Genomic DNA, 18,964 nt, shown 5'->3' on the forward strand with positions numbered 1-18,964 from the left:
GACTATTCCTCTGAATGTCTGGTGTTATACCAATGTCTAGGAAAGGGGCATGCATTCGCTGCCATAAAATTTAGTTATCAATAGACGGATAAGAATGCATGGAGACCTACCACAATCTGTTGCGGCGCCTGCGCTACAAACATTTGCTGATGCTGTCGACTCTCGGGCGGCACCGAAATCTGCACCAGACCGCCATCGGTCTGCATATGTCGCAACCTGCAGCAACACGCATGCTCGGAGAAATTGAGCGAGCCTTCGATTGCCAGTTATTCGAGCGCACCTCCCGGGGCATGATTCCGACCACGCTGGGAGAAATGGTCGTCGACTTTGCCGACAATGCCCTGGCTCGTCTTGATCGTTTCTCGGAAGAAGTGCATCGCCATCGTCTTGGCGGTCGCGGACAGCTCACCGTAGGTACCATCATGGGGGCCGCCCCAGATCTGGTCGCTGATGCGGTGATCCGTCTCAAGCGCGATCGCCCTTTGCTGCAGATCCGCGTGATGGGCGAAACCAGTGATCAACTTGCCGAGCAGCTCGAACAGGGCAAGATCGATCTGGCTATCGCGCGCTATGCCAGTGCATTGCAGCACAATCAGTTTGACTTCGAGCCACTAGGTAACGAGACACTGCTGACCGTAGTGCGCAAGGATCATCCTCTACTGGCGTCCGGCGACCTTCCCGCCCTGGCTGACTTGCTCGATAACTGGCCCTGGTTGTTGCAGCCGGTAAGTACACCTGCACGCCAGGCACTGGAGAAGGAACTGGAAGATTCCGGGCTGGTGTCGCCTCGGGATGTGATCGAGTGTGGTTCGATCTTTGCCGCCTTGCAGCTGGTCCAGAAGAGTGATTGCTTGATGGTGATGTCGCGCAGTGTATTGCGAGAGCATCTGGCCATGGGCGGTATTGTTTCCCTCCCCCTGAAACTTGGCCGTGCCCTGGCGCCATTTGGCCTTCTGACACGCAAGGATTCCCCGCTCAGCGAACCTGCACGAGCATTTTGCCAACTGCTCAGGCTGCAGCAATCCCGCCAGCGGCAGATCACCTGATGGCTGTTCTCAAAAGATTTCTGAAAGCATGGTTCGATACAAATGCGAGGCTGCTGACAAAAGTCACGAGCGATGGTCAGGCAAGGCAAAATCCAGCGAGAAAGCGCAGTTTACAAGGTGTAAATGAGCATTTTGAGATGGTTTGACTCGCTTCGCTCGCCCTTCGGGTCAGCCTTTGGCTGTTGACTCCGCTTCGCTCCGGCTCACGCCGCAGGGCCGAGCGCAGTAGTTTGTCAGCAGTCTCAGGCCCGGCCAGGAAGCCTGGCCGGGCCTGTCAGTCAATCAATGATTCACTCCAGCCTGGGAGGATGTCCCGGTATGCTGAAGGTGTAGATCAGGTCTACTGCCTGTGCAGCGCCGGAGACAGCTTGCAGATACAGGTTGCGCCACAGCTGGTAGGTCAATGTCAGCTCGGCAATCGGCGAGAACACACCTACGCCATAACCGACTTCCAGACGATCGGTCACCTTGCCGCTGACCACCACCTGACTGTCTTCTCCACTTCCGGCAGTATCAAGACTGAGATCCTCGATACCAAAGGCTTCTCCCACTGCGCCCACGGCACCACCGGTCTTGCCCAGCGTCATGCCGATCAATGCCGTTGTCACTGCACTGCCGGCACCACCGTCTTCCGGCGCACGACCGCGCAGGACATAGGACAGCGCCCTTGACTCTTCCATGGAAGGTTCAGAGAAGATTTCGAGTTTCGGCGATGAAGCCAGGCCGGTAACCCGCAGGCCAGCAATCACCCCATCTTCCGTATTGGCCGGGTTGCGGATAGCTTCGAAATCGAGCAGTGGCTGGCTTGATGGTCCACTGAAGATGATCTTGCCTTCGCGAATCTGCAGATCCTGGCCGTAGGCCTTGAACTGGCCGTCAACCAGATTGACATCACCGAACAGCTGCAGCGGCCCATTGACCTGGCGCACATCGAGTTTTCCTTCCAGGCCTGTTTCCAACCCGTAGGCCTCCAGGAGCATGTCGGGTCCAAGCAGCAGACTGATACGAATATCAATCGCCATGCCGGCCTTGGCCATGGATTGCGCGGTAGGTTCACCCGATGCCCTTGCTTTCCTGGCCTCTTCTTCCGCCGCCTTGGCAGCTTCATCCATCTCTTTGGTAATGATGATTTCATCACTGCTGGGTGTCACCGCTGAAGGCGGAACCTTGCCGACTTCCAGGCGTGCCCAGGGCACGCGAACGTCACCACGTACTTGCAGGCGCTCCGGATTGGCACGAATGGTCAGGTTAGGGGCAACCTTCAAGCGACCATAGGCGGGCATGGACAGCAACAGAGGATCCTGTTCGGCATTCAATGCTACTTGGGCCTTCCAACTGCCGCCTGGCCAGGATGCGGTGCCATCAATATTCAGGCGCCCTTCCTCGGCATCGACGTAACCGGAAATCCTGGCATTGTCATTATTTAGGGCGATGGAGACATCCCCATCGGTGACCACCAGCGGGATATCTGCACCGTGAACGCGCAGCCCGGAGAGGTTGAGGTTACCGTTGAGCTGGGGGTTGGCACGATTGCCGGAGATGGCAATCTGGCCATTGAGGCTGCCTTCCAGTTCATCGAGCCCCGTCGCCAGCGGACGATAAGGTGCCAGGCGCACTTCATTGATCGCCAGGCGACCATCCAGGGCACCTGTTCCCATGGGATCCTGGATAGCAAGATCCAGTTTGAGGGAGCCGCTGTTGGCCAGGCCAAGCTCGAGAGCGCTGGTGATACGCGACTGACTGGCATCCAGGTCAAGCGTCAGTGTGGTCGCAGGCACACTCCATTCCTGCCCGTAGGCATCGCGGCCAGCAATCTCGACCTCGCTGTCGAGATCCGCCTGGGCCTGCCAGCGGCTACCGCCAGCCGACCAGCTTGCGACCACCTTGGCCTCAGTGCTGCCATCAACGCGCCAACCTTCCGGCAGGCCACCATTGATCAGGTCCATGGGGGTCTCATCGACTTCGACAACCACTCGACCGCGATCCGGTGATGCTTCCACGCCTTCGTTGAAGCACACTGCACCGCCCTGCTGTCGACGCAGGCAGAAGGGTTCTGTACTCACGGAGGACTGCGTCAGGTTGGCATCGAAGGCCAGTGCATCGTCCAGGGCAATATTGCCTTGGGGAAGATCCACTTCCAACGGAGACAGAGTGCCACGATAGCGATCTCGAGCCTTGTTCATGGCACCGTCAAGCACCAGGGCAAGACGGTTCAACGGCCCATCTTCACTGCCATCGACGTTGAGTTCCAGGCGATGCTTGGACAACAGTCCCTTTAAACTTAGATCAATATCGGCAAAGCTCTGGCCTCCTGCCTCGACATTCTGCGCATTGAGCACGATATCCAGCCGGGGATCGTCAATACCGGCCACTTGCCCATCCAGAGACAGCTTGGCGACACGGTTATCCTGGAAAGCCACGCCATCACCGGCCAGGGTCACATCCAGTTCTGGAGCCTTGAGACTGCCATTGGCCGCAATGTCACCCTGGAGACGACCATCAAGTCCTGGGTAGAGGCTGGCCATGTCAGGCAAGTCCAGCTTGGCAGCAATATCCATGGCTGACTGGCTGACCAGCCCCTGGGCAGTGATACGGTTGCTGCCCTGGCGGAAATCCAGAGATTCAATGTTCCAGCGCATGTTGCTGTCGCCGGACACTTTGGCATTGAGTGTCAGCGGACGTTCATCCAGTTCGCCCTTGATGTTCAACTCTGAGACAGCGACCCGCCAGCCTTCATCTGTCTGATTGAAATTGAGCTGTGCCTGGCCATCGAGATCACCCTTGAGCCCTTCGACAAAGGGTTCAGGATTGATGCCATTGAAGTCCAGACTGGCCTCAACATCCAGACCTTCAGCCCAGTTGACGCCGCCTTCTGTTTTCAGATGACCTGCATCCATGGTCACTTCCAGCGGTTTCCAGCGATAGTGCTTGAGGTCACCCTGGCCATCCAGGTTGAGGTGCGTTGTCGGCAGGCTCGGGCCTTCGGCATCCAGTTCCAGTTGTGTCTGGTAATCCATCAACGACCCTTTGGCAGAAAGGGTAATATCCGTGGCTACCCAAGGCGTGAGTTCTTCAGCCGTCTTTTTCAGCCCTTCCTCTGGCGCCTGCTGCTCTTCGCCTGCGTCCTGTTGTCCTTCGCTGTCTGCGTCTTGTTGTCCTTCGCTGTTGGCACTTTGTCCGTCAAGCTCCATGCCTGGCAGTGGCCACTGCAGTTTCGGGCTCTTGAAGGTCGATTCGAATGGCAATGTGGGGTCCAGGGCATCCAATTGCGCATCGAGCTGGGCTTCGACCGGTCCGGTCAGGTCCAGGTCTACCTTGAGCTCTGCCAGGTTGCCATCCAGGGCCAGCTTGACTCTTTCGCCATCAAGTGCAGGAAAGCGCTCGGGCAGGTACAGGTCTGCATCCAGGCGCGCCATCAGCGGATAGTTGTCACTCAAGGTCACTTCGGCCTGCAGGTTGGCATCTGCGTCTATCGTGTTCACCGAGAGTGGCTCGATGGTGACAGTCTGCCCACTGGCATGAAGGTTCAGGTCCAAGCGCTTCACGCCATAGTCCATCGCACCATTGATGGCGACGTCCTCGACCAGTAGTTCAGGAACTTCCACGGCCACTGGCAGAGTAATCTCCGGCAGCTCGATACGTGGTCGCTTGTCGAGAGGAAGCGCAGCAACACCCTGTGCTTCGGCAGCCACCTTGCTGGGCAGAGGCGAACGTACAACAATGGCCGCATCGATAGCTTCGGCCGTCAGGATGTCATCTTCCTGCTCAGCAGCGCTGAGGGCCAGCATGGCACCCGGTGTCAACGGCAGCGTCAGGCGTAGTCCTGTCAGGTGGGTAGGCAGCACATTCACCGTATTGCCTTCTGCTTCTACGCCGGTAGTGAAGTTCTTCCAGGCCAGCTGCGTGCCATCGGCCATATGCACAGCGACATCGTTCACCTTGATATCACGCAGCTCGACAGGGAACGGCAACTGCACCTGAGCCATGTCTCCGGCCGGTTGCTCAGCTACTGGCTCGGCTTCCTCTTCAGCCTGGCCTTTGCCAATACGCACTTGCGCGCCATCGACATACAGCTGGTCAAGACACAGGCGCCCTTTCAGCAGACAATCCTCTGCCCAAGACAAGTGGAGGTCGTCAATTGCCACTCTCAGACTGCCCTGTTTCAGGCGAAAACCCTTCAGGTCGAAGGTATCCAGAGGAGCGCCTTCAACGCTTTCGTATGACAGCAAATCCATTCGGGCCGCTTGTTCCAGGGCCAGCTTGGTGCCCCAGGGACTGAGCACAAGGCCCACCAGCAGCAGTACCAGCCCGGCCAGCGTCAAAGGCAAGAAAATTGCCAACCGGGTCAGGGCCCAAAGTAGTCGTCCTGTTCTCATTTGGGGCTCTCGTCAGGCAAAAAGGGAAAGTCTTGTGAGCATTCATTCAGCATCAGAATTCCGGCCCGATGGCGAAGTGAATGCGGAAGCTATCATCCGGGTCATCAAAGGGATGCGCTACGTCCAGGCGAATTGGCCCGACGGGAGAAATCCAACGTACCCCCAGACCGGCCGCCTTCTTGAGCTCATCTGGCCACCAATCATTGAAGGCATCACCGGCATCATAGAAAGCAGCTCCCCACCACTTCCCTGTAATACGGCGTTGGGCTTCGATGCTGGCAGTGAACAATTGCTGGCCACCCGTCAGCTTGCCGTCGGAATCCTCGGGGGACAGTGACTCATAGCTATAGCCGCGCACTGTGGTATCACCACCGGTGAAGAAACGTAGCGATGGTGGAATCTGGGCAAAATCATCGGTTTCGATGGTGCCGGCTCCAAGCCGTCCGATGAAACGGTAGTTGTCGCCCAGCGAACGGATCCAGGCAGTATCCCCTGTCGCACGGAAGAACTCCGCATCGGAGCCCCAGGATTCACTCGAATATTGCAGCGTCAGGTTCTGGCGGTCACCCCAGGAAGGGAACTGAGGGTTGCGCGTGCGCGTCCGTGTCCAGTTCACGCCAGGATAGAGCAACAGCACCTCGTTGGATTCGTTACCCTGGGTAAAGTCTTCATAGGTGGCGCGCAGGTATATGGTCTGCTCCCAACCGTTGTCGAAGACCCAGCGGCGACCAAAGTCCACCGTGCTTTCGAAACTCTGCGTGTCCTCGATGTCCTGGTTACGCAGACCATATTGCAGGCGATAACTGTCCCGCAGCGGATCATCCAGGGGAATGTTGTAATTGCCGCTGAATTGCTGGTCCGGGCCGGACAGGTACAGCTTGTTGTCCCAGCTATGACCGTAACGATTTACCCATGGTTGATCCCAGGAGAACTGCAGGCGTGGACCTACATCGGTGGCGAAACCAATACCAGTCTCGAATTGGTGACGGTCGGCCGGCGTCAGCGACACATCAATGGGCATGCTGGGGTTTTTCGGCGGATACAGTGCTGCTGCTGATATCAAGGCATCACTTGAAATCCGAGGCCCTCGTACAGGCGTTGGTATGCCGTCATCGTCAACTGCGTAGTACCAGCCTTTCTGTTCAGGCAGAGCCAGGACACCTTTCTGTATATCCAGGCGTGGGCGTACGCTGATCGAGCCGAACCACTCGGTCTGGCCGAGCTGATTGGTGAACTCGGCCACTTGGCTGGAGAGATAAGGGTCGCCTGTTTCGAACGGGATCAGATTGCGCAGGCGATCCTCAACGATGTGGTTGCCGGAGATAGTCACATCGCCAAAGCGATAACGAGGGCCACTGTCGATGCCTAGATACAGCCTGGCACTATGTGCCCAAGGCCGGACTTCCATGCGCTGATCGGTGAAGTGCCAATCGAAATAACCACGTTCGATGGTCAATCCCTGAAGCTTGCCTTTGAGACTGTCATAGGGCTGATGGCGAAGGACATCGCCCTTTTTCTGCGGATAATCAGCAATCGCCTGCTTGAATGGCTTATCTTCGGCGGCATCCCCCTGCAGGGTGAAGTCAATCACTTCGAGCTTGACCGGTTCGCCCTTGTCGATGGTCAGGAAAACCTCTTCCGGTTTTTCTTCGTTATCGAAACGAATGTCGATCTGTGGTTCGTAGTAGCCGTATACCCGTATCGCTTCCTGAGTCAGGCGGGCGACTTCGGCACGCAAGCGATTGATGTTGTACTGACTGCCATCGAGGCTATCGAGATAGATCTTGACGTTATCCGCCATCTTGTCGTTGACACCTTCGATGGTGGCGTCAAGGGCCCACACTGGAGCCGGAAGCACGAGTATCGCCAAGGCGGAGCCCCAGGAAAGCGCGACTGATCGAAAGGGACTGTGATTTTCCATGTCCTGATAATTTCCCCGGAACTGATGATTTCCCAGAGCGGCTAGTTTTCCGGAGCTGATGACTTTCCGGAACAACGTGATATCCGCTTTAGCGCAGGGCTTCGAGCTGCGCTGAGAGCGACAGTTGCGTTTGACGCAGCTCTGTCATGTCCAATTCAAGCTCAGCAAGGCGCGCTGAAAGGCTTTCTTGCTTTGAGCGGTCATCTTCTCCTGATTGGCTTACTGCTTCAATGTCTGCGACAAGCTCCTGCTGTTGCTGCTCGATATTGTCCAGTCGGATGTTCAATGAGCCCAGGGTTTCATCGAGCTTCTGTTCCAGGTTGTTCATGTCGCTATCCACACGCTCGCTCAGAGTCGCGACGCGCTTGTCCTGGTTTTCCCGGCTGTCATCGAGACGTGCCAAGCGTGCCTCAAGGGCTCCACGTCCCTCGTCACCCGCACGCTCCACTGCACTCAAGGAGCGTCCTGTAGCTTCCAGTGTCTGTTCCTGAGTCTCGATACGCTGGACCAAAGACTCGAAACGCTTGGCATGATTCCCGCTGCTGCCTTCGAACTGATTCAGTCGTTCTTCCAGGGCACGGGACTTTTCAGCGATGTCGTCCTGCCATTGGCCGGAAAGGCGGTCCAGGGAGGACTGCAATTCCTTTTCCTGAATGGCCAGCTTGTCCAACTGTTGCTGGAACAACTCGAGGATATCGCCTTGGTCACGCTCCGAATCGAAGCGTGCATGCATGTTGGACAAGTCCTTGGTCAGTCGGGTGATTTCCTGCGACATTTTCTGCTGTGTCTGCCAGGCGTACCAGCCTCCAGTGCCGGCCGCCAGGATCAGTAGCAACACGATGCTCCACAAGGGCCATAGCCTCGGTCTGGGTGAGCGTCGATAACGCACGGTTGAATGACTTTCCCCCGGATCCGGCACAATGGGGTGCTGCGCCATGTTGAACTCCTTGCTGTTTGACAATGCATCACTTGATGATGCATCGGCCATGCTATCAGTTGCCTGATAGTGTATGTTTTTTTGACCTAAGATCGCACGGCCGTTGGCGTATTGATGATGAGGACAAGACCATGACTTTCGAGCTTCCTGCTCTCCCCTATGACAAGCATGCGCTGGAGCCGTATTTATCCGCAGAGACACTGGAGTATCACTATGGAAAGCACCACAAGGCGTACATCGATAAACTCAATGAGTTGATTGCTGGCACCGAATACGCCGATCGCTCGCTGGAAGATATCATTCGTTCCTCTTCTGGTCCGCTATTCAATCAGGCAGCTCAGGTCTGGAACCATACCTTCTACTGGCACTGTCTCTCCCCACAAGGAGGTGGTGAACCTCAGGGTGAGCTGCGCCAGGCCATCGATGAGCACTTCGGCTCATTCAGCGCATTTCGAGAAGCTTTCAACAGCAAGGCCCTGGCCAATTTTGGCGCTGGCTGGACCTGGCTGATCAAGACTTCGGATGGAGAGCTGTCCATTCTCAATACCGACAATGCTGAAACTCCTGTTGCCGAAGACTTCACGCCGCTGATGACCGTCGATGTGTGGGAACATGCCTATTACATCGACTATCGCAATGGCCGAGCCAAGTATCTGGAAAATATCTGGAACATTCTGAACTGGGACTTTGTGGCTCAAAACTATTCCTGACAAATTCTGACAAGAACTTTGCCTGACACAAATTCGCCTCGACCTGACACAAGAAAAGGCACGCCTCTCAAGGAGTCGTGCCTTTTCTCGTACCCGATAGCTTATTGTGGATCAGCGCGTCGACCAATACCGCGATAAACGAACCCCTGAGAGGCTACATAATCAGGATCATAGATATTACGACCATCTAGGATCAGCCTTCCGCTGACTCCTGTCTTCAGGGCTTCCCAATCCGGGTTCCAATACGCTTTCCATTCGGTCACCAGCATCAGGGCGTCTACCTGCTGACAAGCTTCGATCGGCTCACCCTGACAAAGTGTCAGCAGCGGATGATCGCCAACTACCTCGCGGACGGCTGGCAAAGCAACGGGGTCATGCAGATATACATGCACTCCCTGAGCCCATAGAGCACGTAGCAGAGGCAGAACCGGTGCCTGGTCGATCCGAGCAGTACCTGGCTTGAAGGCAGCGCCCCAGATAGCCACCTTCAATCCCTCAAGGCGCCCGTGATGATAGGCCCAGAGCTTGCGGAAGAGAGTCTCTTTCTTGCGCTCGTTGATTTCCAGCACCTGATCCAGCAGATCGGAATGGCGGCCACTGGCAGATTGCACATCGGCAAGCCCGACCAGATCACGACTGAAGTTAGGGCCACCGAAACCACAACCGGGATACAGATACTCATATCCGATGCGGGGATCCGCTCCCATGCCCTGGCGTACATATTCCACATCGACCCCAAGGGTATCGGCCAGTCCCGCCATCTCGTTCATGTAACTGATTCGCGTCGCCAGCATGCCATTGATGGCCAACTTGGTCAGTTCGGCAGCACGCTTTGGCATCCGCTGAAAGACTTCATGACGACGATTGAAGGCCCGCATCAGTTCGCGGACCTGGTGTTCAGCACGCTGATCATCACAGCCGAGCAGCCATCGGCGTGCCCGAGTGAAAGTTTCCCAGGCACGTCCTTCTTCGAGGATATCAGGCAAGGCCACAGCCGCTACGCCGCGGTCGGCCAGTAGCGCTTCCAGGCGCTCGGTATCGCCAACCGGGAAGGTGGCATTGTTGATCAGGATGGCACCCTCGGACAGGCATTCGGCCTCCGCCTCCACCAACGACGGCGCTTCGTCGCGCTGACGAGGAGACAACGCCAGCCACAAGACATCCACGGATGCTTTGGGCAGAGGGCCATTTTCATCAATCTTCAGATGGCCACTGGCTAGCGCCTCATCAAGACGCTGGCCAACCATGGGCTCACCTTGAAGCCAGCCACTGTGCCGCAACTCCTGCCAACGGCTGCCGAGTGGCCGCCAAATGACGTGGTGGCCGACCCAAGCCAGGGCTGCCGCGGCGGTAGCGGCAGACAGCTCACTTCCATGTATCACCACGCGCATGGCATCAGTCCTCTACGGCATAGCGTTGGAGCAGTTCACTGAAATCCTTGCCATATTTTGGATGACGACGGCCATAGGCGAGGATCGCCTCGAGATAGCCGAGTTGGTGACCACAGTCGAAAGTCTTGCCTTGCATGCGGTAGGCATCGACGCCCTGCTCATCGCGAAGCTGAGCAATGGCGTCCGTCAATTGAATCTCGTTGCCTGCGCCTGGCTTTGTCTGTGCCAGCAGCGCGAAGATGCGGCCAGGGAGCAGATAGCGCCCGATGACAGACAGGTTGGAGGGGGCGTCCTCGACGGCCGGCTTTTCGACCAGACCGCTCAGCTCACAAGATTCGCCAGGTGCAGGGGCTTCGCCCTTGGGTGCGACGATGCCGTACTTGTAGACCAGCTCACGCGGAACCTCCTCGACCATCAATTGAGCACGACCTGTGTTGTCGAAAGCTTCGATCATGCCGGCCAGGTCATTGCGCTCCAGGCCTTCATCATCGACCAACACGTCGGGGAGCAGTACAGCAAAGGCTTCGTTATCTCCCACCACCGGGCGGGCGCATAATACTGCATGGCCGAGGCCCAGGGGCTCAGGCTGGCGCACACTGATGATATTCACGTCCTCTGGGACGATAGCACGTAGTTCCTCGAGCAGTTCGGTCTTGCCCTTGGCCTCGAGGCCAGCTTCAAGTTCGAAGTGCTTGTCGAAATGGTTCTCGATGGCGCTCTTGGTCCCATGTGTGACCAGAACGATATCGCGGATCCCGGCTGCGACAGCTTCTTGCACCACGTACTGAATCACGGGCCGATCGACAATTGTGATCATTTCCTTGGGAATCGCCTTGGAGGCTGGCAGGCAGCGGGTACCAAATCCGGCGACGGGGAGAACGGCCTTGCGAATCATAGTCACTTCCTTAAGTTGCTTGTTCTGGCGGTCGCATATCCATCCATGTGCATCTGATCATGGGAATCCATCCAGAGGAATGCGTAGAATACCTCATGATACCGAACTCGAGCCGACCTGACAGTTGGTTCGGAACGCCCTGGAGACACAGATGACCGTATCGAACACGCCTACCGGCAACGTTGACCACAACGAGATCAGTAAGTTCTCGGCCATTGCCGATCGCTGGTGGGATACCCAAGGCGAATTTAAGCCATTGCACGACATCAATCCTCTTCGCCTGGATTTCATCGACAACCGTGCTGGCCTTGCAGGGCACCAGGTGCTGGATGTCGGTTGCGGCGGCGGCATCCTGTCTGAATCCATGGCCCGTCGTGGCGCCTTGGTGACCGGCATTGACCTGTCCGAAGCCGCTTTGGAGGCAGGGCGGCGTCATGCAGACGAGCAAGGTGTCGAGCTCGACTACCGCTTGATCAGCGTTGAACAATTGGCCGAGGAAGCACCGGAAAGCTTCGATCTGGTCACGTGTCTGGAAATGCTCGAGCATGTGCCCGATCCCGAATCGGTGATACGGGCCTGTACTCGCTTGGTAAAACCCGGTGGCCATGTCGTGCTGTCCACCATCAATCGCAACCCGAAAGCCTACGCACTGATGATTCTTGCGGCGGAATATGCCTTGCGCATGGTTCCCAAGGGCACCCATGACTATGCCCGCTTCATTCGTCCCTCGGAGTTGGCCCGCTGGTGCCGGGATGCGGGCCTCAAGGTCAATGAGCAGAGCGGTCTGGTCTATCAGCCGCTGACGCGGCGTTTCAAGCTGTCGCCCACGGATGTTTCCGTCAATTATCTGATGCATTGCCGCAAGGAGATGCAATGAGTCCGATGAACGGGACAACTCCCCAAGCGCTGCTGTTCGATCTCGATGGCACTCTAGTGGATACAGCACCCGATCTGGCCAGGGCAACCAATGCACTGCGTCATCACCATGGCTTGGCCGACCTGCCCTATCCGCTGATTCGGTCACAGGTGTCCAACGGAGGCAGTGCTCTGGTCAAGCTAGCGCTGGGCCTGGATCTGCAGCACCCCGATCATGGCCAGGCCCGGCAGTTTCTGCTCGATCGTTATGGCGAAGGACTGGCCGTGCACAGCAAGGTCTTTCCTCCTCTGGATGAGCTGCTGCAGCGCTGGGAGGCGGCCAGGCGTCCCTGGGGAATAGTCACCAACAAGCCCCGGGTCTATGCAGCCCCCTTGATTGAAAGCCTGGGGCTTCGCCCTGGCGCCTTGCTCTGCGCAGACGACCTGCCAGTGCGCAAGCCTCATCCGGAGCCTTTGCTGGAAGCTGCCCGCCGATTGGGTGTGGAGGCCCGCGAATGCTGGTACATCGGTGATCACTTGCGCGACATGGAAGCCGCCAGGGCGGCCGGCATGAAGGCCATTGCCGTAGGATATGGCTATATCGCCGATGATGATGACTACCGACAATGGCCCGCCGACGACTGGTTCGAGACTGCTGAGTCCTTGGTCCAGGCTCTCTAATTCAGGATCGCAGCCAGGAACACAGAAGCCACCCGAGATTCTCAGGTGGCTTCTTTTACTCTGTGATTTGCCTGGTTAGCGACTGACAGGGCGGCCATTCACAAAGGCAACCATGCTGAAGAGCCATCACGTTCAAGGACGCTCAAGCTTTCAAGGTCAGATCGGACAGTATTCGCCATGGCTCATGTCCGTGGCGGCTGGGCATCGAACTTCTTGCCGTTATGTCCTTTGCTGTCAGGTCCCATCAGCCACAGGTAGGTCGGCATGATGTCTTCCGCAGTACGCAAGGTCATGGGATCTTCTGCCGGATAGGCGGATGCACGCATACTGGTGCGTGTTGCGCCAGGGTTGAGCGTGTTGACCCGAAGACTGCCCAGATGCTCCATCTCTTCAGCCAGCACTTCCATGAAGCCTTCTGTGGCGAACTTTGATACCGAATAGGCTCCCCAGTATGCCCTGCCCTTGCGGCCTACGCTGGAGGACGTGAAGATCAATGAGGCATCTTCGGAACGCGCGAGCAAAGGTAACAGGGCCTGGGTCATCCATACTGGACCATTGATATTGACCTGCATGACCTGATCCCAAAGCTCCGGAGCATATTGCTCGAAAGGCGTGATCGTTCCCAGCAGGCTGGCGTTATGCAGAATCCCATCGAGGCGGCCGAACTCCTTGTTCAAGGCTTCAACCATGTCGTGGTAGTCCTTCAGCGTGGCGCCTTCGAAATTCAATGGAAAGATCGCAGGCTGGGGGCCCCCGGCAGCTTCTATCTCGTCATAGACCTTTTCCAGCTTGGATATGGTACGGCCGAGCAGAATCACCGTCGCCCCATATCGAGCATATTGGATAGCAGCCGTTCGCCCGATGCCATCTCCCGCGCCGGTCACCAGGATGACGCGCCCCTTCAGTAAATCATCCGGAGCCTGATAGTCGATCATGCATTGACTCATGGGTGATCTCCTTGTGCTGAAAGCCTCGGGCTTGTTCAGGGAAGCGCTGAAGTATTCAGTGCTTCTTCAGTATGCTGCAAAAATGGCAGCTCACCACATCTTGTCCAGTGGATCAGCCGGACTGACGCAGGTAATCGCTGGCCAGGGACGCAGCATTGCTGTCGGGATAATCCTTGCTCACAGCCTGGAGCAAGGCCTTGCCACCTTCCGCATCCCCCTGCCGAGACTTCAGCAGACCAAGCTTGTACATGGCATCAGGCACCTTGCTACTGTCCGGAAACTGCTCCAGTACAGTGGAAAATGCCTTTTCCGAGTCGCCAAAGGAGGACTTGGCAGAATACAGTTCACCCAACCAGTACCAGGCATTGGCTGTCAGTGAGGTATCAGGGTATTTCTTGACGAAGTCATTGAACTCAGTGATGGCCTGGTCGAAGTTACGCGACTGAACCTTGGCAAAGGCGGACTGATAGGCATTCTTCGCATCACCACTGGCAGGCGATGTGTTGCTGCTGCCCTGGTTATTGCTGCCTTGGTTGCTGTTGCCGGATTTCTCCCCGTCGTCACGGGTAGTGGTGCTGCTGGCCTCCCCCTGCTGCCCGCCGCTACTCAGGCGGCTGTCGAGATCCATGTATTGCGCGCGGGTCTGTTTCTGGAGCTGTTCAAGCTGGTAGCGCAACTCGTCAATCTGCCCCCGCAGCTCACGAATTTCCTGCTTTTGCTGCTCGACATCATTGAACAACTGAAGGCTGCCGCCGGCCTGGGACTGGGTGGTTGTCTGTCCATAGAAACCATTGGACTGCTGGGCCAGGGCCGGAGAAAGTACCGCAGGGACCATGACAGACAACGGGAGCACCAGGGCTCCCGCGCCGCACAGTCCTTTCAGGCTGTGTTTCATAGATGACTCCAATCGGAATCGCAGGTAGCGCTGGCCTGGCTGGCCAGCGCTACCTTCGTTTCAGCTATCGTTGTTCGATAGCGTTGATCAATAGGCGAAGACCACGCGGCGGTTCTGAGCAAAGGAATCCTCATTGCTGCCACGTACCGCAGGGCGCTCTTCCCCGTAGCTGACCACTTCCACCTGGGAAGGCGATACGCCACGCAGGCTCAGGTAACGCTGGACCGCTCCGGCACGACGCTCACCCAGGGCCAGGTTGTACTCACGGGTACCACGCTCGTCGGTATGACCTTGGAGTATCACTCGGGCGTTGGGGTTCCCGGCCAGGTATGACGCGTGGGCATTGACCACGGACTCGAACTCGGGACGAATCGCATCGCTGTCGTAGTCGAAGTAGATGGTGCGTACTTCAGGAATGCCAGTAGACGCCATCTGGCCTGCGCCATTGCCTCCCATGCCAGTACCACTCACCTGCCCGCTGCCAGCGGTACCTGTGCCCACGCCACCAGCCGCGCCGGTACCATCCATGCTGCCATCCTGAGTGCCGCCGGTGCTGGAACAACCCGCAAGTACGGCGAGAGAAGCAGCAACTGCCAGCGAACGCATATAGGGCTTGAAAAACATCATAAGACTCCTTGCATGATCCATCTAAGGTGATAAATCGAATCAATTCAGAAACGGTGACCACGCGGGTTCACGTACATCACCTTGGGCCGAGGGGAGACGGAATTGTGCCCGTCCGTCCGCGGTGACAGCGCCCAGCACCCCAGTGCCGCCTTGCTGGGTGGCGAAGATTACCATGGTGCCATTGGGTGCGACACTAGGTGATTCCGCCTGCTGTGCATTGCTGATTTCCACCAGGCGACCATTTTGCAGGTCCTGCTTGGCAACCTGAAAGCCGTTATTGCCGCGGTGGATCAGGAATAGGGATTTGCCGTCTGGAGACAGACGGCCACGCGCATTGTAGTGCGAGTGCCAGTGCCACGGTCGGACCAGCGGTTGAAGATCAGGCTCTGTCCATCCGGTGACCAATCCGGCTCCGTCTCGATGATCTGTCGGATTGCCGTCACGCGACAACGCCATGGCCAGGCGGCGACCATCCGGCGACCACACGGGTGCGCTGTTGAGGCCTTCGAAGTCTGTCAACTTGGCCCTTTGCCCGGAAGCCAGGTTCTGCACGTAGATTGCCGGGCGCTTGCTTTCGAAGGACACGTAGGCCAGCTTGCCGGCATCGGGCGACCAGGCTGGTGACATGATCGGCTCGTCGGAGGTCAATACCTGCTGACTGTTGTGGCCATCGGAATCCGCCACATACAGGGAATATTGCGTGTTGTCGCCTACACCCTGGGAAGTGACATAGGCCAGACGGGTGGAGAAAGCACCACGGATACCGGTGATTTCCTCAAAGATCTGATCGGCAATGTAGTGGCCAGCACGACGCAGATCATTGGTGCTGGAAGTCACGGTCTCCCCAAGCAGACGAGACTCGCCATTGACGTCCATCAGCTCGTAGCGGATGGACACCTGTCCGCCCTGCTGTGTTGCGCTGCCGACCACTAGGTAACGGGTGTCCAGCGAACGCCACTCGCCAAACTTCACTTCTTCGGACGACGTCGGCTTGGCGAACATGGAGGAACGCGGCAACGGTTCGAAATAACCGCTACGGCCAAGATCGTCGGACACCACCTGGGCAACATCTGTCGGCAGTCCTTCGCCGGCAAAGGGAACCACGGCGATGGGCGTGGCGCGTTCGTTGCCACGCGTAATATCGATGGTCAGCTCCGCCTGTGCCATGGGCATCACCAGCAGCGCCACCAGGCCAAGACAGGTCGCCATGAACCTTGCGGCTGGCATCCTTGTCCGCCCTTTATTGGTCCAAATGTTTATCAAGGTTCTCATCAGTGCACACCTCCCGGGTCGAAGCGCAGATTGAATTGACGGTAGTCATTCCGAACATTTCCAGGTAGCTCAAGCAGCTCAGAGAATGGTGCTGCCGCTTGAACCGCCTGAATGGCCGTATTATCAAAGCCCGCATTGCCACTGGATTCTGCCACACTTGGTGGGACGAGCAGTTCTCCAGAGGGGCCTAGGCGAACACTGATTCTTGCAGACAAGCCTTCACTGTTCGGCGGAATATTCCAAGTTTGCTCTACGGCTTTACGTACCATCTGAATAAAACCATTGGCAGCTTCTTCGCCCTGTTCAGCATTGGATACGGCATCCGTATCCCCCTGGATCAGCCGTTGCAGTGCGGCTTCCGCCTCCTCACGTGAACGTCGATCCGCTTCTTCTTTGGCCTTGCGCTCGGCTTCTTCTTTGGCCTTGCGTTCAGCCTCTTCTTTGGCGGCCTGCTCCTGGGCCTGGCGTTCGGCTTCTGCCTTGGCCTTCTGTTCAGCTTCCTCTTTGGCCTTGCGCTCAGCTTCCTCTTTGGCCTTGCGCTCGGCTTCTTCCTGAGCTTTACGTTCTGCTTCCTCGCGCGCCTGACGCTCTGCCTCTTCCTGGGCCTTCTGTTCAGCTTCCTCTCTGGCCTTGCGCTCGGCTTCTTCCTGAGCTTTACGTTCTGCTTCTTCGCGTGCCTGACGCTCTGCCTCTTCCTGGGCCTTCTGTTCAGCTTCGGCTTGAGCCTCCTGACGGCGAGCTTCTTCCGCTGCACGTTGCTTGGCCGCAGCTTCTGCTTCGGCAGCACGGCGGTCTGCCTCGGCCTGGGCTTGTTCAGCAGCCTGTTGGCGCTCTGCCTCGGCTTGCTGCTCAGCTTCTTCGCGAGCCTGCTGTTCTGCTGCTTGTTCCTGAGCCTGACGCTCGGCCTCAGCCTGGGCCGCTTCTTGCTGTGCCTGCTGTTCGGCTTGCGCTTCTTGTTCCTTGGCAGCAGCTTCCTCAGCCGCCGATTTTTCCTCGGCAGCCCGTTGAGCGGCACGCGTACGTGCTTCCGCAGCCTGCTGTGCCTGATCAGTGGTCGTGGCAGTACTGATCAGCGTAGCCTGCACAATGGCATTATTTGGTGCTTCCGGCTCGGAAAACGGCCACTTGACGACACTGAGAATCAGAATTCCCAAGTGCAGGCCTACCGCCAGAATCGTTGGCAGTCCATATCCCACGCGCCCTTCTCGCAGACGGCGTCGTGGCTTTGGCATTTGCTTCGCCATGGACACTCCTAACCGTCAGAGGGAGGCGGTTCTGAAATCAGACCGACGTTGGCAACACCTGCCAGCTGCAGGGTGCTCATCAGGGTGACGATCTGCCCATAAGGCACGTTACGGTCGCCGCGCACCATCACCGGTGTACCCGGCTTGCGCTCCAGCAGGATGATCACCCGATCACTGATTTCATCGAGGTCAACCTGGCTCTCGTCACCGCCAAGACTGATGTAATACTGACCATCACGATCGACCGACACGATGATCGGCTCATTCTGCTCGTCGACGTCGATAGGCTCGGATGAGACCTGGGGCAAGTCAACATCGACCCCTTGCGTGAGCATGGGTGCAGTGATCATGAAGATCACCAGCAGCACCAGCATCACATCGATGAAGGGGACAACGTTGATCTCTCCCATGGGCTTGCTGCGCCCACGACGATGAAAGGGTCCAAGCATGGCATCTTCTCCCTTTAGGCGGCGCTGGAGTCGGATCTGCCCTGCAGATTGCGGTGCAGGATGGAATGGAACTCCTCGGCGAAGTCTTCATACTTGCCAAGCAAGCGGGAAGACTCGGCAGACAGCCGGTTGTAGAAGATGACCGCCGGGATAGCGGCAAACAGACCCATGGCCGTGGCGACCAGAGCTTCAGCAATCCACGGGGCGACGGTGGCCAGCGTGGCCTGCTGCGCCATGGACAAGGACTGGAAGGAGCCCATGATGCCCCACACGGTTCCGAACAGGCCGATGTAGGGGCTGGCAGAAGCCACGGTGGCAAGGAAAACCAGGTGCAGGTTGAGGCGTTCCTCCTCGCGGGACCAGGCCACACGCATGCTACGCTGGACACCCTCGAGAATGGCTTGGGCACTGCGGGTCTTAGGCATCAGGCGATTGAACTCCCGAAAGCCGGAACGGAAGATGTGTTCAGCCCCTTCGCTTTCCTGCTCGGAAGGAATTTCACGATACAGCTCATTGAGGTCGACGCCGGACCAGAATTGGTCTTCGAAGGTACGATAGGCACGCTTGGCCTTGCGCATGACGAAGGTACGCTGGAACACCACCACCCAGGACAGGATGGAAGCGACCAGCAATAGCAGCATGACCAGCTGGACGACACCGCTGGCATTCATGATCAAATGTGGGATGGACATGGAGTCGTTCACGGCAAACCTCGTGT

Annotated in this window: 15 protein-coding genes and 1 pseudogene; 4 read left to right on the plus strand and 12 right to left on the minus strand. The window is 57.4% G+C overall.

The genetic code is table 11. The features are described from left to right. Positions 1 to 98 precede the first annotated feature (98 nt). Positions 99 to 1,046 (plus strand): LysR substrate-binding domain-containing protein, encoded by a 948-nt coding sequence (locus E4T21_RS10015; protein WP_149284859.1) that lies wholly within the window; start codon positions 99 to 101, stop codon positions 1,044 to 1,046. A gap of 290 nt (positions 1,047 to 1,336) precedes the next feature. Here E4T21_RS10015 and tamB read toward each other — a convergent pair whose 3' ends face one another. From tamB to E4T21_RS10030, 3 genes are all read right to left on the minus strand, one after another. Beyond that, positions 1,337 to 5,422 (minus strand): autotransporter assembly complex protein TamB, encoded by a 4,086-nt coding sequence (tamB, locus tag E4T21_RS10020; protein WP_149284860.1) that lies wholly within the window; start codon positions 5,420 to 5,422, stop codon positions 1,337 to 1,339. 52 nt (positions 5,423 to 5,474) lie between these two features. Further along, positions 5,475 to 7,343, minus strand: coding sequence for an autotransporter assembly complex protein TamA (gene tamA / locus E4T21_RS10025; RefSeq protein WP_149284861.1), 1,869 nt, complete (start codon positions 7,341 to 7,343; stop codon positions 5,475 to 5,477). Between the two features lie 88 nt (positions 7,344 to 7,431). Beyond that, on the minus strand, positions 7,432 to 8,280 hold the full coding sequence (locus E4T21_RS10030) for a hypothetical protein (protein ID WP_149284862.1): 849 nt from the start codon (positions 8,278 to 8,280) through the stop codon (positions 7,432 to 7,434). Between the two features lie 131 nt (positions 8,281 to 8,411). Between E4T21_RS10030 and E4T21_RS10035 the strand changes: the two genes are divergently transcribed. Then, complete coding sequence (locus tag E4T21_RS10035) at positions 8,412 to 8,990, plus strand: superoxide dismutase (RefSeq protein WP_149284863.1); 579 nt, start codon at positions 8,412 to 8,414, stop codon at positions 8,988 to 8,990. A gap of 101 nt (positions 8,991 to 9,091) precedes the next feature. On the opposite strand, the gene E4T21_RS10040 is transcribed toward E4T21_RS10035, so the two are convergent. Both E4T21_RS10040 and galU read right to left on the minus strand, forming a co-directional pair. Next, positions 9,092 to 10,381: a nucleotide sugar dehydrogenase gene (locus E4T21_RS10040; protein WP_149284864.1), complete on the minus strand. Its 1,290-nt coding sequence runs from the start codon at positions 10,379 to 10,381 to the stop codon at positions 9,092 to 9,094. 4 nt (positions 10,382 to 10,385) lie between these two features. Next, positions 10,386 to 11,276, minus strand: coding sequence for a UTP--glucose-1-phosphate uridylyltransferase GalU (gene galU / locus E4T21_RS10045; protein ID WP_149284865.1), 891 nt, complete (start codon positions 11,274 to 11,276; stop codon positions 10,386 to 10,388). 151 nt (positions 11,277 to 11,427) lie between these two features. On the opposite strand from galU, the gene ubiG reads away from it, so the two are divergent. Continuing rightward, positions 11,428 to 12,153 (plus strand): bifunctional 2-polyprenyl-6-hydroxyphenol methylase/3-demethylubiquinol 3-O-methyltransferase UbiG, encoded by a 726-nt coding sequence (gene ubiG / locus E4T21_RS10050; RefSeq protein ID WP_149284866.1) that lies wholly within the window; start codon positions 11,428 to 11,430, stop codon positions 12,151 to 12,153. A gap of 5 nt (positions 12,154 to 12,158) precedes the next feature. Next, positions 12,159 to 12,812: an HAD-IA family hydrolase gene (locus E4T21_RS10055; RefSeq protein ID WP_149287136.1), complete on the plus strand. Its 654-nt coding sequence runs from the start codon at positions 12,159 to 12,161 to the stop codon at positions 12,810 to 12,812. 182 nt (positions 12,813 to 12,994) lie between these two features. Here E4T21_RS10055 and E4T21_RS10060 read toward each other — a convergent pair whose 3' ends face one another. The 7 genes and pseudogenes from E4T21_RS10060 to tolQ all read right to left on the minus strand — a co-directional run bounded on the left by E4T21_RS10060 (position 12,995) and on the right by tolQ (position 18,938). Continuing rightward, on the minus strand, positions 12,995 to 13,759 hold the full coding sequence (locus tag E4T21_RS10060) for a YciK family oxidoreductase (protein ID WP_149284867.1): 765 nt from the start codon (positions 13,757 to 13,759) through the stop codon (positions 12,995 to 12,997). Positions 13,760 to 13,871: 112 nt separating this feature from the next. After that, a complete protein-coding gene (gene ybgF / locus E4T21_RS10065) occupies positions 13,872 to 14,654 on the minus strand; it encodes a tol-pal system protein YbgF (RefSeq protein WP_149284868.1) in 783 nt (260 codons plus the stop codon). 87 nt (positions 14,655 to 14,741) lie between these two features. Continuing rightward, positions 14,742 to 15,278: a peptidoglycan-associated lipoprotein Pal gene (pal, locus tag E4T21_RS10070; RefSeq protein ID WP_149287137.1), complete on the minus strand. Its 537-nt coding sequence runs from the start codon at positions 15,276 to 15,278 to the stop codon at positions 14,742 to 14,744. Between the two features lie 42 nt (positions 15,279 to 15,320). Further along, a pseudogene (gene tolB, locus E4T21_RS10075) lies at positions 15,321 to 16,490 on the minus strand (Tol-Pal system beta propeller repeat protein TolB). A 62-nt stretch (positions 16,491 to 16,552) separates the two neighbouring features. Beyond that, complete coding sequence (tolA, locus tag E4T21_RS10080) at positions 16,553 to 17,797, minus strand: cell envelope integrity protein TolA (RefSeq protein WP_240349354.1); 1,245 nt, start codon at positions 17,795 to 17,797, stop codon at positions 16,553 to 16,555. Between the two features lie 8 nt (positions 17,798 to 17,805). After that, the gene (gene tolR / locus E4T21_RS10085) at positions 17,806 to 18,246 is read right to left on the minus strand and encodes a protein TolR (RefSeq protein WP_149284869.1); all 441 of its coding nucleotides are present in this window, start codon (positions 18,244 to 18,246) and stop codon (positions 17,806 to 17,808) included. Positions 18,247 to 18,260: 14 nt separating this feature from the next. After that, complete coding sequence (gene tolQ, locus E4T21_RS10090) at positions 18,261 to 18,938, minus strand: protein TolQ (RefSeq protein WP_187775145.1); 678 nt, start codon at positions 18,936 to 18,938, stop codon at positions 18,261 to 18,263. Between the last annotated feature and the right edge of the window lie 26 nt (positions 18,939 to 18,964).

The organism is Halomonas binhaiensis (genome assembly GCF_008329985.2).
GTDB classification, from domain to species: Bacteria; Pseudomonadota; Gammaproteobacteria; order Pseudomonadales; family Halomonadaceae; genus Halomonas; species Halomonas binhaiensis.